Raw genomic sequence first — 15,959 nt, forward strand, 5'->3', positions numbered from 1 at the left:
GACAGACTTTAAATTATCGTTATTTAGCAGTTGTGTACGCCCCATGCTCGTCTATGAGTAATGTGACTTTCATTGTCATGAGTGGTGGTTTGTATCAATGGCAAAGGAAGAAACATGAAGAAAACAATCAATTCAGTTCGCCAGTTATTGAGCGGGCTTGCCATCGTTCTAGCATCATCATTCATGATGACCGCGCATGCGGAAACCGTCACCATTGAGCATGTGAAAGGCACAGCGCAGTTTACTGAAGTACCACAGCGAGTGGTGGTTCTAGGCCACGGTAGCTTAGACGTGCTCGATAAAATTGGTGTACAGCCAGTTGGCGCGCCTCATAGCTTGCTGCCTGATTACCTAGCTTCGTACAAAGATACGACGGCAAATACAGGCTCTTTAAGCGAACCTGATTTTGAAGCTATCTACATGTTGAAGCCTGACATCATCATCGCGGAAAACCGCATGCTTAAGGTTTACGACAAACTGGCACAAATTGCTCCTACTGTCATGTTTTCTATTGAAGGCGACAAGTACTGGGCTGATGCTCAGCAAAACTGGCGTGTGCTAGGCGACATCTTTGGTAAGCAAGCTGAAGTCGAAGCGATCATTAAAGAGACTCAAGCTTCTATCACAGCGGTAAACGACAAAGTAGCGTCTGACGAAACTTCAGCAATGATGCTAATGAACAACGGTAACAACATTGCGATGTTCAACAAAGGCAGCCGTTTCTCAATCATCTTTGATGACTTTGGTTTCGTGGAATCAAAGAGTGCAACCGTGGCTCCGATTAAAGGAACACACGGCAACCTAATCTCTTTTGAATACATAGCTGATGCAAAACCTGAAGTGCTTTACGTGCTTGACCGCGAAAAAGCGATTGGTAAATCAGAAGGACGCGCACAACAACTGTTTGATAACCCACTGGTTGCGGCAACACCTGCAGCGCAGCACGGCAATATCGTTTACCTTGATTCAAGTGCTTGGTATTTGGCTGGTGGCGGTGTGACAGCGATTCATAGAATGCTTAGTGACATTGAACGTACGATTCAATAGTTACTAACCATCAGATTTTCGGGCTTATAAGAGTGTTCTTATAAGCCCTTTTTCACTTTTTTATACGGGCTACCCGAGACCTATCTTTAGTATTATTCCTATGTTGAAACCCATTGCAGCTGCTGTATTTCTTGTTGTGTTATGCGTTGCGTCATTGATGATTGGAGTCGCTGAAATCAGTTTTAGTGACTTCTTCAATGGCAACCAACACGCCAATTCTATTTATATTGTTAGTCGGATTCCTCGACTACTCGCGATCGTGCTTGCCGGAGCGGGATTGAGTGTTTCTGGCTTGATCATGCAGCAAATCGTACAGAACAAGTTTGCCGCGCCTTCGACGATGGGCACCATTGACTGTGCGATGTTGGGTTACATTGTCGGCATTCTAGTGCTAGGCAATGCTGCGCAATGGAGCTACTTAGGCTTTATCTTCGCGTTTGCAGTGTTTGGCACCATGCTATTGGTTCGCTTCCTACAACACCTCAAGTTTAAGAACGCGGTATTGGTGCCTTTGATTGGCATTATGTATGGCAACGTTGTTTCGTCTCTAACAACCTTTATTGCTTATAAGTACGACTTAGTACAAACCATGTCGGCATGGACTATGGCGAACTTTGCGAGCGTGTTGCAGGGCAGCTATGAAATCCTTTATCTCGCGGTGCCTGCTTGTGTATTGGCTTACTATTTCGCGAGCCAGTTCAGTGCGGCGAGCATCGGTGAGAGCTTCGCGAAAAACATCGGTTTGAATTATCAGAAGATCGTCTTCATTGGTGTTGCGTTAGTGGCTATCAGTGCCTCCTCTGTGGTGATGATCGTTGGTGTTATCCCATTCCTTGGCCTTATCGTGCCGAATATCGTGTCGCTGATGATGGGCGATAACATGAAGAAGATTCTGCCTTGGACTGCCTACTGGGGGGTGATCTTGGTGTTGGCTTGTGACCTGCTAGCTCGAATCGTCATCTTCCCTTATGAGATTCCAATCTCGATGGTAATCAGCATCTTTGGTGGCATGATTTTTATTTACCTAATCATGAGAGACAAGTCGAATGCGTGATTCAGTAAAAATTGCGATTCTGGCTATCGCGTCTTTGGGTATGACAGCGCTATTCATCGGGCAGGGGCTGACGTGGGATAACTACGAGTTCTTCTTGTCTCTGCGCCTACCAAAATTGCTGTCGATTGTGTTGGCGGCGGTAGCGATCTCGGCGTCGTCATTGGTTTTCCAAACCATTACTAATAACCGAATTCTAACCCCCTCCATCTTGGGCTTTGACAGCTTGTATATGCTGGTACAAACGGTACTTCTGTTTGTGTTTGGCAGTGCTAGCTTCTGGGTGATTGACTCGATCGCAAACTTTTCGATGTCTGTGACTGTGATGATCTTGTTCTCGTTTGCTCTGTTCCATTTCTACTTTAAGAGCAAGCGAAACAACGTATTCACACTGCTGTTGATAGGCATCGTATGTGGCAGCGTATTCTCGAGTTTGTCTAACTTCTTGGCGATGTTGATTGACCCGAACGAGTTCGCGGTGCTGCAGAATGTGATGTTCGCAAGTTTCAATAACGTGAAAGGCGAGTTGGTTTACCTCAGCCTTATTCCTTTGGGTTTGAGCTTGCTTGGCCTTTGGTTGTTAGCGCCTAAGCTTGATGTACTTTGGCTTGGTGTTGATAACGCAACAAGCTTGGGTGTGAACACCAAACGACTGACTCAGATTACCTTGGTGATTGTGTCAGTGATGGTCGCGGTATCGACTGCTTTGGTTGGCCCAGTGCTGTTCTTTGGTTTAATCACCGTGAGCTTAGCTCGTCAGATATTCAAATCTTATCAACATCGTGTGCTTATCATCGCAAGCAGTTTGTTAGCGGTCGTTCTATTGGTTTCAGGCCAATGGTTTATCGAAAAAGTAATGGCGTTTGAAACCACAGTGAGTGTGATCATTAACTTGGTCGGTGGTTTGTATTTTATGTTCTTGTTGTTACGCACCAGAATTCAGTAAAGGTAGTAAGTAGTGATTAAATTAACAGGTTTAACTAAGAAGTATGGCAAGTCACTCGTGGTTGATGATGCCAGTGCTATGTTCCCGAAAGGCGAAGTGACTTCTATCATTGGCCCAAATGGTGCGGGTAAAAGTACACTGCTTTCAATGGCGAGCCGCTTAACCGACAGTGACGCAGGTGAAGTGGTCATTGGCGATAAGTTACTGGCTGAGTGGGATACCAAAGAGCTAGCCAAGCACCTTGCCGTGTTAAGACAATCAAATAACATCAACATGCGATTTACGATTCGTGAATTGGTCTGTTTTGGTCGTTTCCCACACTCTCAAGGTCGCTTGAAAGACGAAGATCATAAGATCGTCGATACAGCACTAGAACACCTTGGCATTACTGACATCCAAAACAAATACCTTGATGAGTTGAGTGGCGGTCAGCGTCAAATGGCGTTTATCGCGATGGTTGTGGCGCAAGATACGGATTATGTGTTCTTAGATGAGCCTCTGAACAATCTTGATATTAAACACTCGGTCGAAATTATGCAGACGTTGCGTCGTTTAGCGCATGAGTTCAATAAAGCGGTCGTTATCGTGATTCATGACATCAACTTCGCTTCTTGTTACTCAGATAACATTGTTGCGATGAAGAAAGGCAAAGTGGTTAAGTCGGGTAAGGTTTCGGAAGTGGTTGAAAAATCAGTGATGGAGTCTATCTACGAGATCCCATTTGAGATTCGTGAGTTCGATGGTGTTCGAATCTGTATGTATTATTCTGGTCGTTAGATTACTGAATAACTCGGTTGTTTTGCTTTCTAGCCGTTGAACGAAAAGAGCTCCTATATGAGGAGCTCTTTTTGTTTTCGGATAGTATCTGTGTTGTTAGTGAAATGTTGCAATGCAAAGGTAATTCCCCTTGTATAATAATAACTTAACTGACGTAATATTGACTGGTCGTACTTCTAATAACGCCAGTTTGAAGTCACTCACAGATCTACTCTTCATTTTTGAAAATCAATTGTTTTTTTTTCTACTTAACCTCTGGAAACCGTTCTACACTAGGGTTATAACTGTTTGATTTGTATACGAGGTATCAATGAGTCGGAAACCTATAGTGTTAGTCGTGGATGACACCCCAAGTAACTTGGATGTGTTAACGGCAATACTCAAAGATACTTATCAAGTGAAAGTAGCGATTAACGGCACAATTGGTATCAAGATCGCGAAGATGGTGCCGCAGCCAGACCTTATCCTCCTTGATATCATGATGCCTGACATCGATGGTTACGAGGTGTGCCGCCAACTTAAAGCTCAGCCGAATACGGCTCACATTCCTATCATTTTCGTGACCGCCACAATTGGTCCAGAAGCCGAAGTAAAAGGACTCTCCTTGGGGGCTGTCGATTACCTAACCAAGCCGATAACCCCTGCAATTGCACTCCAGCGTGTGAAAACGCATATCGCACTTTATGACCAACAACGCGCGTTGTTTAGTCAGGTAAAAGAGAAAACTCAAGAGATCAATCTCGGTAAGCTAGAAACACTGAACATACTGGGTAGAGCTGCTGAATTTAAAGACAATGAAACAGGCATGCACGTTAAGCGTATGAGTCACTACTGTGAAGTGCTAGCTAAAGCCTTAGGAATGACTGACGAAGATGCCGAGACGTTGCGTGATGCAGCACCAATGCATGATATTGGCAAGATCGGTATTCCTGATAGCGTATTACTCAAGCCGGGTAAATTGGACGCCGACGAGTGGACAATTATGCAAAAGCATGTCGAATATGGTGTTGATATACTTGGTAGGCAGAGTGATTCCAAACTGATGCGTATGGCTATTCAGGTGGCGCAATATCATCACGAAAAATGGGATGGCAGTGGTTATCCAAACCAGATAGCTGGTGAAGGTATCCCATTGGTTGGAAGAATTGCGGCTGTTGCTGATGTGTTTGATGCCCTGACCGCAGAGCGCCCTTATAAAAAAGCTTGGAGTATTGATGAGGCGCTGAACTTGTTTGAAGAACAGAAAGGCAAACATTTTGATCCAACTATCGTTGATGTGTTTTTTCTGAAGTTACCTGAGATTCTAGAGATTAAAGAGAAGTTCAAAGATGAGTGACCTCTGGCAGATGTGGGATAAGTGGGGTAAGCGTTATGTCATCGCCATAATTTTGTTTGTTGTATTCGTTGTTCGTGCCGCTAGCGTTAACGCTGAGGCTGTTCCGGACCAACAACCAAACCTATGGCAAGATCCTGATCGTGAAATCACGTTTGTTGCACTATCCAGTCATTATCCTTACTCATTTATTGGTGATGATGGAAAAGTCGACGGGATTATTCGAGATTGGGCTTACGATCTTGAAGAGCGTTTCAACGTAAAAACCAATTTCATCAGCGTAGATTCTCATGCTGAAGCAAAGCAAGCTTTGTTAGACGGGAAAGGTGATGTGTTTCCGTTTCAACAGTTTGATCCCAGCGAGGGAGGTCGTTTTCTTCAAACCGATCCTTATATCTCCTATCAAATTGCCGTCATTCTTCCTACCGATGACCACCTCAACAATAAAATTGAGCAAGAGGCCAAGAGACGAATTGCCATGGTTCGTGAAAGCATCGACCTTGAGCGATCTGGCGTGCAGCTTAGTTCGATCGAGAGAGTTGAGTTCGATACAGTCATTGATGCTATTCGCGCATTAGAAGACGGCTCGGTTGATGGTTTGCTGGCTGAGCCTGTAACCACCATGGATCTTGCTCATAAAAGTGGAGTAGAGAATTTAGCGGTCAATCATGTACTTGATCGCTGGAAGAGCATCAAAGCAGCCATGGTTATTCGTTCAAACGACAATGAGTTGCTTAACTTGTTGAATCAACAGATTGCAACGTTTGATATCGGTAAAAAGAACCGTATTTTATCTAAATGGTTAGATGACTCGCCTTATCGCTCTCCCGTTAAAGGCGTATTTGGTTTCGGCAACCCGCCTTACATGTACCCAGACAGTACTTCTGTCGGCTTAGAGCATGACATTATGCAAAGGGCTTTGAACGATATGGGGTATAGATTGGGTGACGTTGTCACTTTGCCTCGTAGTGCGGCTCGTCAAGCTATCGATAGTAATAGCTCAATATCGTTTGTTTCTGGCGTTCAACTTGATGACTCTTCATTGCACTTTGTCAGTGACAAGGTGATGGATGTTGATTTTGTGCCAGTGTCATTAAAGAGGCGTAAGCTGGATTTAAAGTCGGCAAAAAAATTGTCATTGGGAGCTTTGCTGTTCGATGAAACATCGCCGATTAAAAACTCTGTAGAAGTGTTGGAAAGCCAATTGAGCATTGATCGGATAGATGATCTCGACAGCTTAGAGTCAGCGTTTTCCCAGCTGAGAGCTCAAAATGTTGATCTCCTGATGGTAGAAAGGCGCGTATTAACCTGGTTTGTCACCAATACCCGGTTTATTGAAATGCGCGAGATACAGCTCCATGAGGATTATAAAGTCAGCTATCCCATCTACGTGGATTTCAGGGGGGCTGAACTAAGAGACCGCTTTAATGCCGCATTGGCAAACCTCAAGAAGGAAGGCGGCGATTTTGAACCGATTCTTAGAAGACAAGTTAAGAACGATCTGACTCCGGTTCTGAAGAAGGCCGATATTATTGCTCAAATCTCAGCGTACTTTATCGTCAATGATCGCTTTGACGAATTGCCTAAGATTTTTGACATATTTGACGCAGATAATACCTTTACGGTGATTTCTGCACTGGCTGATAATAATAAGCGACCGCTTGAATCTTGGTTTCTAGGAGATGTATCAACGTCATCATTGGACAAAAAAAACACCTCTAAATTGTCATCCGTGACGAAAGGCGCTGGTTATAAAACTCAGACGGGCAGCACCAATGCTGGGTTTATGACCTTCTATTTCGATGTGGATTCCGTGGAAGGAAGCTATGTTTATTTCCCAGCCATTGAGCAGTTTAATTCATTCGGAGATGGCGCAAGGCGTTATATTTCAGATATTTATCAATCAAACAGTTTAGCCGGTGAACTTCTTAATCTTAGCCAAAATGAACGTCAGTGGATAAAATCTCATCCAGTATTGAAAATCGGTATTGATCCTAACTCTTTGCCTTATGAGGCCGTATCGAGCAAAGGGGAATACATCGGCATGATCGATGATTACCTAAAGCTGATCGAACAGAAAACAGGTTTACGCTTGGAACATGTTGACGTCGGCAGTTGGCAGGAGACTCGACGACTTGTTGATCATAGAAAAGTGCACCTTGTCTCGGCCGCTGTCGAGAATCGTTCACTTAGCGAGAGCGTGAAGGCGGGTAAACCGTTATTTTCTAGTCGCTTGGCCATTGCCTCAAGACGAGATGTGAATAGCCTTGTCTTAGAAGAAGCTGCTGGATGGAAAATAGGTATTTTAGAGGGCGGAGCCAACACAGGAGCTATCATGGATAGTTACCCTGAGATCAACTGGGCGATGGTGTCCTCGACTAATGACGGCTTAGAGCTCGTCGAGTCGGGTGAGTTTGATGCGATGATTGATACCGTTGACGTACTAACTTACTTAATCGACTCATTTGGCTATCGAGGGATTGGCATTATCGGCCGATTAGATTTCTTCCTGTCGCCAACTCTGCATGTCATCAAGTCTGAACCTTTGTTGTTGTCTATTGTGAACAAAGCGATAGGCAGCATCTCGGCTGAAGAACACCAGAAGATCTCAGCAAAGTGGGCGGCACCCAAAGCGATAGAAAGAGTTGATTATCAATTGGTTTACACCATTTCGGTTTTTTCTCTGGTGATCCTCCTTCTTATTATTTTCTGGAATCGTAAATTAGCGAAGCAGATCAGTATTGCTAAGGAAGCGACCGAAGCTCTGGAAAAGGCGCAGAACCAACTCTACAACATGCTAAATAGCTCTCCAATTGCAGCCAGCGTGGTATTTGAAGAAGAGGTTCGTTACGCGAACGATACGGCAAAACGTTTGTTTGGCGTGGAAAATCAGGCGTTGTCTTCTATCGACGTCGCTGCTATCCATGACTCGCTGAGCGTTCGTGATGGCGTGCATAAAGAGCTCGACCTTAACGGTAAAGTTGAAAATAGGGAGTTGGTACTCAGAAAATCTGATGGAACCCGATTTGTTGCTTTGGTCAGTTACTATCTTTTTGAGATTGATGGGGAAGTCGCCACACTATTTTGGGCATTCGATATTTCAGAAATGAAGCGCCTTAACGAACAATTGGAAGAAGAAAAACAGAGAGCCGATTTGGCGAGCCAAGCTAAATCGGAATTCTTAGCCAATATGAGCCATGAGATAAGAACCCCAATGAATGCCATTATTGGCTTGTCTTATCTGGCGATCGGCGAAATATCTAATCCTGTCGCTCGAAATTACATTGAGAAAGTGCACCGTTCTGGCCATTCGTTACTCGGTATCATCAATGACATCCTTGATTTTTCAAAGATAGAAGCAGGGCAACTTGTTATTGATAACGTCCCGTTTGATCCCGTAACGACCTTTAAAGATGTGATTGAACTAATGGAGTCGAAAGCAGCTGAGAAACAACTCAATTTGTCGATGGTCATCGATCCAGAGTTAGACACGCCACTTCAAGGCGATCCCTTGAGGTTGTTCCAAGTCATACTCAACCTTGTGGGCAACGCGATTAAGTTTACGGAAAAAGGCAGCGTAGCGTTAACGTTGGAGCATGTTGACTCGAACGATAGCAGCTTAACCATGAAGGTGAGTGTGATGGATACCGGGATAGGCATCTCGGATGAGAACCGTCACAAGCTGTTTGAAGCCTTTAGCCAAGCGGATACCACAACGACACGTCGGTTTGGCGGTACAGGGCTTGGGCTCAACATTAGCCAGAAATTAGTGCATGCGATGGGTGGCCAAATTAGCGTTGAGAGCGTTTACGGGCAAGGCAGTGAGTTCTCCTTTGTGCTGACATTGCCACGATCAAGCTCGGATGCCTTAGCCGACTTCAAAGCCCAAGAGCTGCAACTGGATTATCAGATAGAGTTCAAAGGCCAAAGAGTTCTACTGGTTGAAGACAATGAGCTGAACCAAGATCTAGCCTTAGCATTTTTCAGTCGCTCTAAATTAAATGCCGATCTTGCTGAAAACGGAAAGGAAGCGCTGGAGCTAGCTAAAAACAACGACTACGAAATAATCTTCATGGATCTTCAAATGCCGATTATGGACGGCTTTGAAGCTACCCGTTTGATTCGTGAATTCAATACAGATGTACCGATTATTGCAATGTCGGCCAATGTTTTTGCTGATGCGAAACAACGAGCGAGGGCGTCGGGCATCACGGACTTCTTGGATAAGCCTATTGTTATTGATAAAGCGATGTCTTTGATTACTCGATACATTGTTCCTGAGGTCTTAGTTGAAGGTCGAGCGCCATCAGACACCTCTTCAGATGCGATCCAGACAGGTGATTCTGGTGAGAGTGCGGAATTGCATTCCGATCCCCAAATTGAGCCGCCTGTTTTCTCTCAGTCGAGGTTTGAGCAACTGACTTATCATGATGTGAAGCTGCAAGCCAAAATGCTTGATAGGTTCTGCCAAGGATCGCCAGACATTATGTCGGATGCTTTTGATAACTTAGTACAAGGCGACTGGGAGACGTTAGAGCGTAATCTACATACCTTAAAAAGCATGGCAGCTTCGATTGGTGGATTGCGATTGGCAGAGTTACTCAGTGATTTAGAAAGCAAAGCGCATAACAAGGCGTGTGATGAAGCAGATCTTAAGCAAGGCGAACTTGGGTTAATCGAACTGATTAAAGCAGTTGAGATCAGCTTTGATGTGTCTGGTGTTGGGGGATTCAATACGACAAGTACTGAAGAAGCCGATGCGAGTCTTGCTGATACCTCTGATTCACCGAGCATCACGTCAGAACAGCATGCTCAGTTGCTATCACTGCTGGATGCTTATGATAACGATGCAACTCAATATGTGACTGAGTTACTGGCACAGTATCCACATTCTGTTGTTCTCAAAGATGTTCGAAGTGCGTTAGATAATTATGACTTTGAACGAGCAAAAGAGGGGTTTGGCGCTTCTGAGTAGTTGTCTTTTATAAATATCACTTCAACATTAAAGCCTTTAGCTCTTATAGCGAAATAACTAGCTAGCTAAAGGCTTTAAATCTATCTATACCGAACTAACGACTCACGTTCTGTTTGATTAGCTCAACAACCGTATCGTATCGGTGCGGCAGTTTTCGGTTTCGTTTTTGAACCAGATACAGCGTTTCCTCTACTTCTACCTTTGGCGGCACAACGTGTAGCTTGTCTCTATCTGGGAAGTGTTCAACCGCGCCAGCCGGTAACACGGTAAAACCTAATCCTTTTGATACGGGTAGCAAGATCTGGTGAAGCTGATTGATGTAGCCAGATCTTGGTATCTCATTAACGTTGATGTTCGCTAAGTCTTTATCTCCGCAAAGGTCGAAATACAAAGACAGATAATGTGCAGAATCTGGGTGGGCAATCAGGCCAATGTCATTCAATACTTGCGGCGTTATCTCTAAATCAGCAAGGCTGTGGTGAACAATAAGACACAGTGCTTCTTTGCCGATGACTTGGCTTTGGTAGTAGCTGTCGTTCGGGGAATGCCTAACAATGCCGATATCGGTAGTGCCTTCGCTTAGGTCATTCAATATCTTTTTGTTTGGAGCGGCTTCTAAGTTAATGCTGAGCTCTTGGTGTTGCTGTTGAAGTTCAAGAAGCTTGGGATACAGACGCAAAGAGAGTGAGCCAGAGCAAGACAAGTGACATTGCCCAGCATAAGGGTTATCAAAACTCAGAGACTCAAAAAGATCTTCTTGGTCTTTCTCTAGTTTGATCGCATAGCGATACATAATCCGACCCTGTTCGGTCAGTTCGAAGCTCTTGTTTTCTCGAGATAGCAGGTCACAATTACAAGCTTGTTCAAGCTTCTTGATGTGTTGGCTGACTCCAGGTTGTGTCATATACAACTTTTCTGCCGTTTGGGTGAAATGGCCAACTTCAACCAGAGTCTTAAATGTATTGAGCCAAAGTGGATTAATCATACTCACCTTCAAATACTAAAGCCTATAAATAACAAAGCCAATAAATAACAGAAAATTATTATTATCTTAAGTAATGATAATTTCAACTCTAGCGTCTTAAGTAACGCTAATCAAAGTCATGTGGTGGTAGCACTTTATATTGGCCGCTTTGTAGAGTTGCTATGAGTAACAAAGTGTTGCGACTTTGTTGAATTTTTGGTCTATTGACCAACTGTGCTCATATTTAGGAACGAAGATGAATAGAAATGTTTGGCTGCTCTCACTGTGTCAGGCCTTGTTGATGACGGGTAACATATTACTGATCTCTGTGATTGGTTTGATCGGTAAGCAGATTGCACCCAGTGTCAGCATGATCACCTTGCCGGTTGCACTGCAGTTTTTGGGTTTAATGGCAGCCACTATTCCAGCATCTTTAATTTCAGGCAAGTTAGGGAGAAAGCGAGGATTTAGCATTGGTAATGTGGTTGGCATTACAGGAGCTAGTCTTGCCACCTACGCACTGTCTCAACAACATTTCTATTTGTTTTGTTTCGCTACGTTCTTACTTGGGATAGGCATAGGTTTTGGCACGCTTTATCGTTTTGCTGCAATCGAGGTGTGTGATGAAAATGCCCGTCACCGAGCGATCTCTATCTCGATGGCTGGTGGCGTTTTAGCCGCGGTATTAGGACCAAATTTGGCGATTATGTCGCAACAGTGGTCGCAAGATGGCTTGTACATTGGTGCTTTTGCTTCTTTGATTGGATTGAACATTCTTGCGTTACTCATCTTACAAACAATTCAGTTTCCAAAAGTCTCTTTTAATAGTCAGGCACCTAAATCCGATCCTCTCAGTGTGATAGTAAAAGCGCCTAACTTTATTGGCGCAGTGTTTGCTGCCATGGTCGCTTATGCGGTGATGAATATCCTGATGACAGCAACGCCATTGGCAATGATTGGTTGTGGCTTTGACTTTACCAAAGCAGCGGGCGTCATTGAGTGGCACGTATTGGGGATGTTTGTTCCTGCATTCTTTACTGGTTCACTTATCGAGAAGTTTGGCTCAAGAATGATGATCTTGGCAGGCGGGGTTCTGTTCGTCGTCTGTATCGCGATTAACATTCATGGCGAATCTATCTGGCACTTCAGAGCGGCTCTAGTTGTGCTTGGTGTCGGTTGGAACTTTATGTTTATCGCGGCAACAGGTTTGTTTAGTCAGTCCTACCAATCGCAGAATAAAGCTAAGGCACAAGCGTTTAATGAATTTATTGTCTTTGGCTGTGTGACGATTACAGCGATGCTCTCTGGCTGGCTAGAATCGACAGCAGGGTGGCAGAACCTCAATATCTACGTATTACCATTCGTGTTAGCTGTTATCTTGCTGTTCGCATTCAGTGCTCGTAAATCGCGTATTCAAAAGCAGCCTGTGTAATGGCTCATCGAATGGTGGTTCAGTAAATTTGTTACTGTGATTAAAACCCTAGTATCTCGAACTGCGACCAATAAAAAGCCCTACCAAATCGGTAGGGCCTTTGCTTACGGCTTAAATAATAACGTTTTCTTAAAACTGCTGTCGTGGCTTATATCCTGTGACAACAGTACTTAAGCTTGTGTTGTAAATACGCATGACAGAGCCAGCGATGATTTACAGGTCGACCAAAATTGTCTTAGTGGTAATCCCACCTTGGTCATCGATTATCTTCAGTGTCACCTCGTGCTTTCCGTATGAAGGGAAGATTGACGTGAATGTGCGACCTCGTTTCACCTTTCCGTTTGGAAGTGTCCACTCGGTATCAACAATACGACCATCGCTGTCTGAACTTGTAGACCACATGGTTACCCAGCGGCCCAAGTGAATGTACTTCGCGCTCGCTTCTGGAAGGGCGTTTGGAGATTCAACACTCACTACGGAGCTAAATGAAGCGGTAGCGCCTTTGTCGTCGACAACAGTCAAGTTCACCGTGTATTCGCCCGCTTGCTCGTAAGACCAAGTTGGTGCCACTTCGTTACTTGTTGTGCCGTTCCCAAAGTCCCATAGGTAACGGGCGATCTCACCGTCTTGGTCTGAGCTGAAGTTGTTTGCAGAAACAGTCAGACCAGTCACATTAAGCTCGAAGTTCGCAGTAGGAACGATGTTGTGTTGGCTTACTTTAGATAAGCGAACCACACCGTATTCGTTGTTATCACTCTGATTCACAATATCGACCGCTAAACCAAACTCCGTCAGGATGCGTCCTGAATCTGGTGCTTGAGGCGATGTGTAATCTTGGTCATCCGAGAAGCTAGCATTGCCAACCAAACTGGTATCTTCGAGTACATCGTTGTCGCTGTTTACAAGACGCATTGGAGTATGATCTTTGAGTGAAAACGCTGCGTCTCGAACTTGGTAGCGTGTTTGAGCCGCTTCACCAGAGTTTGCCCACACCATGGCATTTTGGTCTGCATCGACCACGCCTAACCAACCTTCACCAGGGTGTTTACCTACCCAGTTGTCGGTTAGTGATTCGTCGACGTACCAAATGATCAAGCCAGGGTCGAATGACATCAGTTGTCCCATGCGTTTGATGTTCGCTAGGCCTTCATCAACATCCATGTGGCTGCGCCATTGCAATAGATAGTAGTGCTGCGCTTGATGGAATCCATTACTCAGCTTGTAACCATTAAGGGCGAAGGTGGAGTTGCTTTCACCATCGTCTATTGAGGTCACTTCACCATCGACAACAACAGCAAGGTTATCTAAATAGAAGCCTTCCATTGCTAAGCCGCCATCGGTGATGTATTCAAAAGACAGTTCCACTTCTTGGCCTGCCCATTGTGAAACGTCGAACTCAGCGTCGACCCATCCGCCAGATTCGCCACCAATAGCAGGAACGAGGTCCGTGTTGTATGGATCGTCCATTGAGGTAATGTTTCCTGCAATGGCTTGTCCGTTGATTAGCACGCGCGCAAAGTCGTAGTCTTTTTCAATCTCATACCAAGTTTTGAAAGACAGCAGTGCAGAATCACCCGCTGGGATCATCAACTTGCGAGTCATACTGTTTTTCAGATCATCGCCTTTTTGAGAGTGGAATGAATACTCGCCCTCAAAGGGTTTCAGACTTTCAATCTGTTTTTCAGGAAGATCCACTTTGATCATGTTAGGACGACTGTTATCCGTTGTTTGGAACAGCGTATGCACTTGTGGATTGTCTTCTAGGTCATCAATCGAGATTTGATCATCGTTAACCCAGCGACCACCAATCGATTTTTGTAGGAAGTGCTTTGCCCAAGAGCTGAATGCCGTTGGTTGTGTACCACCAATTTGACCAGCCCAACTGCCCGAAGACATGATTGACCAGTAAGAAACCGGTTCGCCTCTGCCTGTGTATTGCGTGTCATACTCGTCTGGTAAGCCTAAATCATGACCATATTCGTGGGCACAAACACCTGCAGCCGCATCAATCGGTTGAATGGTGTAATCGAACGCCGCGTATTGGCCACCAAATCGATCTGGAAGCGAGCTAGAAGTACCTTCCAGTACATGAGTGCGACCAAGGTTGAATCGGTGAGACCAAATCGCATCAGGGCCTAACACGCCACCACCGGCTTCTTCGCCTACCGATGCATGAAACACCATCAGGTGGTCAATCACACCATCGGGTTCGCGGAAATTTCCGTCACCGTCGTAATCGTAACGATCTTCGATGTCGTAATCGGCAAGGTTGATACTCGGATCTTGAGCTAGTTGATTCAGCGCTTCACGAACCAGTTCTTGGGCGTTTAGGTCGTTGTCGGTGGTAGGGGAGTTGCCACCATAGAATGACGCAGGCTTGGAGGCGCGATACCAACCTGCCGCTTGACCTGCAACGCTGTAGCTGTCACCTGACTCGCTTTGGTAATATTGGCGCATCGAGATTAGGTTCTCGCCGTTGGGCCCTGTGTAGCCAGAATTTGAGAACAACAGCTCTTGATAATGCTCTGGATTGTAGCTCTCATAGAGCATCTGCGTGTGCTCTTCGGTCAACTTGTTGTCATCCCAGTTCAAATCAGGGAAATCGACCAACAGAGCGAGCACTTTGTCGGTACGTTTAGTGCCGACTTCTAAAGCAAAGACGCTGGCCTTTTTAACGCCAGATCCTTTCTCAATGGCTTTGAGTATTTTCGCTCGTTGTTCAAGTGCTTTTTTACCGAATTGAGCATCGCCTTTGAAACCGGAATTGATCTTATTTTTTAAGTAACGGTCAAGCGCATCGTGCTTTGCCGCATCGGTTGCATCTTGGTCGACTAAGCCTTGTCTAACTAGCATTTCAATGAGTTTGTCTTCATTAACTACGCCTAAATCAATAGGTGTTTTTGCATAACCACTGACGCTAAATAGAGTAAGCATTGCTGAAGCCAACAATGTTTTTCTCATCATTTTCATTATATTTCCTTTTTGTATTTCCATGTCGATATCAGTATCAACTTGCCTTATTCAGATCTGTTGTCCGAGTTTGGTCTAATACACTCTTGTGGTGTCTTATTTAACTGACGTGTGTTTGTTGTATGTTTTTTACCTTCTATCTCTTTTGTATTGGTTGTCTCTTTTCTATTTTTTGAATCAAACGGAGTGCTCTTCACTTTTTTAGCGTTGAGATAGATACGCAAAGCTTCTTGAGTTTCCTCATAGGTTAAGCCTGAACAGATAACACCTTGTTTAATCAATGACTTCAGCAATAGTTCGTCGTTCTCAATAGTGGAAGCCTGTGACAGTGAGGAAAAAATTAGAACCATTAAAGCCATTGTTTTGTGTGACATTATTATATCAAGCCATCAGTTTTGTTTATGTAACAAAATATATTTATAAAATTTACCAATCAAATGGATAATTATTACAATTAATTATTC

Annotated in this window: 10 protein-coding genes; 7 read left to right on the forward strand and 3 right to left on the reverse strand. The window is 44.5% G+C overall.

All coding sequences use genetic code 11. The features are described from left to right. Positions 1-114: 114 nt before the first annotated feature. The 6 genes from AB4517_RS05090 (at position 115) to AB4517_RS05115 (ending at position 10,129) form a co-directional block, all read left to right on the forward strand. Complete coding sequence (locus AB4517_RS05090; protein ID WP_017061897.1) at positions 115-1,047, forward strand: siderophore ABC transporter substrate-binding protein; 933 nt, start codon at positions 115-117, stop codon at positions 1,045-1,047. A 100-nt stretch (positions 1,048-1,147) separates the two neighbouring features. Beyond that, positions 1,148-2,101, forward strand: coding sequence for an ABC transporter permease (locus AB4517_RS05095; RefSeq protein WP_017061896.1), 954 nt, complete (start codon positions 1,148-1,150; stop codon positions 2,099-2,101). Continuing rightward, positions 2,094-3,044 (forward strand): iron chelate uptake ABC transporter family permease subunit, encoded by a 951-nt coding sequence (locus AB4517_RS05100; protein ID WP_017068462.1) that lies wholly within the window; start codon positions 2,094-2,096, stop codon positions 3,042-3,044. The genes AB4517_RS05095 and AB4517_RS05100 overlap by 8 nt, the downstream gene beginning before the upstream one ends. Positions 3,045-3,056: 12 nt before the next feature. Then, entirely contained in the window at positions 3,057-3,821 is a 765-nt protein-coding gene (locus AB4517_RS05105) for an ABC transporter ATP-binding protein (RefSeq protein WP_017066723.1), read from the forward strand. A 310-nt stretch (positions 3,822-4,131) separates the two neighbouring features. After that, a complete protein-coding gene (locus AB4517_RS05110; protein ID WP_372147987.1) occupies positions 4,132-5,157 on the forward strand; it encodes an HD-GYP domain-containing protein in 1,026 nt (341 codons plus the stop codon). Next, positions 5,150-10,129, forward strand: a complete 4,980-nt coding sequence (locus tag AB4517_RS05115) for an ATP-binding protein (protein ID WP_372147988.1) — start codon at positions 5,150-5,152, stop codon at positions 10,127-10,129. Before AB4517_RS05110 ends, AB4517_RS05115 begins: the two co-directional genes overlap by 8 nt. 94 nt (positions 10,130-10,223) lie before the next feature. Here AB4517_RS05115 and AB4517_RS05120 read toward each other — a convergent pair whose 3' ends face one another. Continuing rightward, a complete protein-coding gene (locus AB4517_RS05120) occupies positions 10,224-11,114 on the reverse strand; it encodes a LysR family transcriptional regulator (protein WP_017061891.1) in 891 nt (296 codons plus the stop codon). 235 nt (positions 11,115-11,349) lie between these two features. Here AB4517_RS05120 and AB4517_RS05125 point away from each other — a divergent pair, with 235 nt between their 5' ends. Continuing rightward, positions 11,350-12,525, forward strand: coding sequence for an MFS transporter (locus AB4517_RS05125; protein WP_017061890.1), 1,176 nt, complete (start codon positions 11,350-11,352; stop codon positions 12,523-12,525). A 213-nt stretch (positions 12,526-12,738) separates the two neighbouring features. Here the strand turns inward: AB4517_RS05125 and AB4517_RS05130 are convergent, their stop codons facing one another. Together AB4517_RS05130 and AB4517_RS05135 are read right to left on the reverse strand one after the other, a co-directional pair. Continuing rightward, the gene (locus tag AB4517_RS05130; protein ID WP_372147989.1) at positions 12,739-15,495 is read right to left on the reverse strand and encodes an immune inhibitor A domain-containing protein; all 2,757 of its coding nucleotides are present in this window, start codon (positions 15,493-15,495) and stop codon (positions 12,739-12,741) included. Between the two features lie 47 nt (positions 15,496-15,542). After that, on the reverse strand, positions 15,543-15,869 hold the full coding sequence (locus AB4517_RS05135; RefSeq protein ID WP_372074310.1) for a hypothetical protein: 327 nt from the start codon (positions 15,867-15,869) through the stop codon (positions 15,543-15,545). Positions 15,870-15,959 lie beyond the last annotated feature (90 nt).

The sequence above is a fragment of the Vibrio sp. 10N.222.52.C3 genome, assembly GCF_041474195.1.
Taxonomy (GTDB): Bacteria; Pseudomonadota; Gammaproteobacteria; order Enterobacterales; family Vibrionaceae; genus Vibrio; species Vibrio crassostreae_C.

Coding starts and splice junctions, on each gene's coding strand:
- AB4517_RS05095 (WP_017061896.1), top strand. CDS start 1,148: ATGTTGAAACCCATTGCAGCTGCTGTATTTCTTGTTGTGTTATGCGTT.
- AB4517_RS05100 (WP_017068462.1), top strand. CDS start 2,094: ATGCGTGATTCAGTAAAAATTGCGATTCTGGCTATCGCGTCTTTGGGT.
- AB4517_RS05135 (WP_372074310.1), bottom strand. CDS start 15,869: ATGTCACACAAAACAATGGCTTTAATGGTTCTAATTTTTTCCTCACTG.
- AB4517_RS05125 (WP_017061890.1), top strand. CDS start 11,350: ATGAATAGAAATGTTTGGCTGCTCTCACTGTGTCAGGCCTTGTTGATG.
- AB4517_RS05110 (WP_372147987.1), top strand. CDS start 4,132: ATGAGTCGGAAACCTATAGTGTTAGTCGTGGATGACACCCCAAGTAAC.
- AB4517_RS05115 (WP_372147988.1), top strand. CDS start 5,150: ATGAGTGACCTCTGGCAGATGTGGGATAAGTGGGGTAAGCGTTATGTC.
- AB4517_RS05090 (WP_017061897.1), top strand. CDS start 115: ATGAAGAAAACAATCAATTCAGTTCGCCAGTTATTGAGCGGGCTTGCC.
- AB4517_RS05130 (WP_372147989.1), bottom strand. CDS start 15,495: ATGAAAATGATGAGAAAAACATTGTTGGCTTCAGCAATGCTTACTCTA.
- AB4517_RS05120 (WP_017061891.1), bottom strand. CDS start 11,114: ATGATTAATCCACTTTGGCTCAATACATTTAAGACTCTGGTTGAAGTT.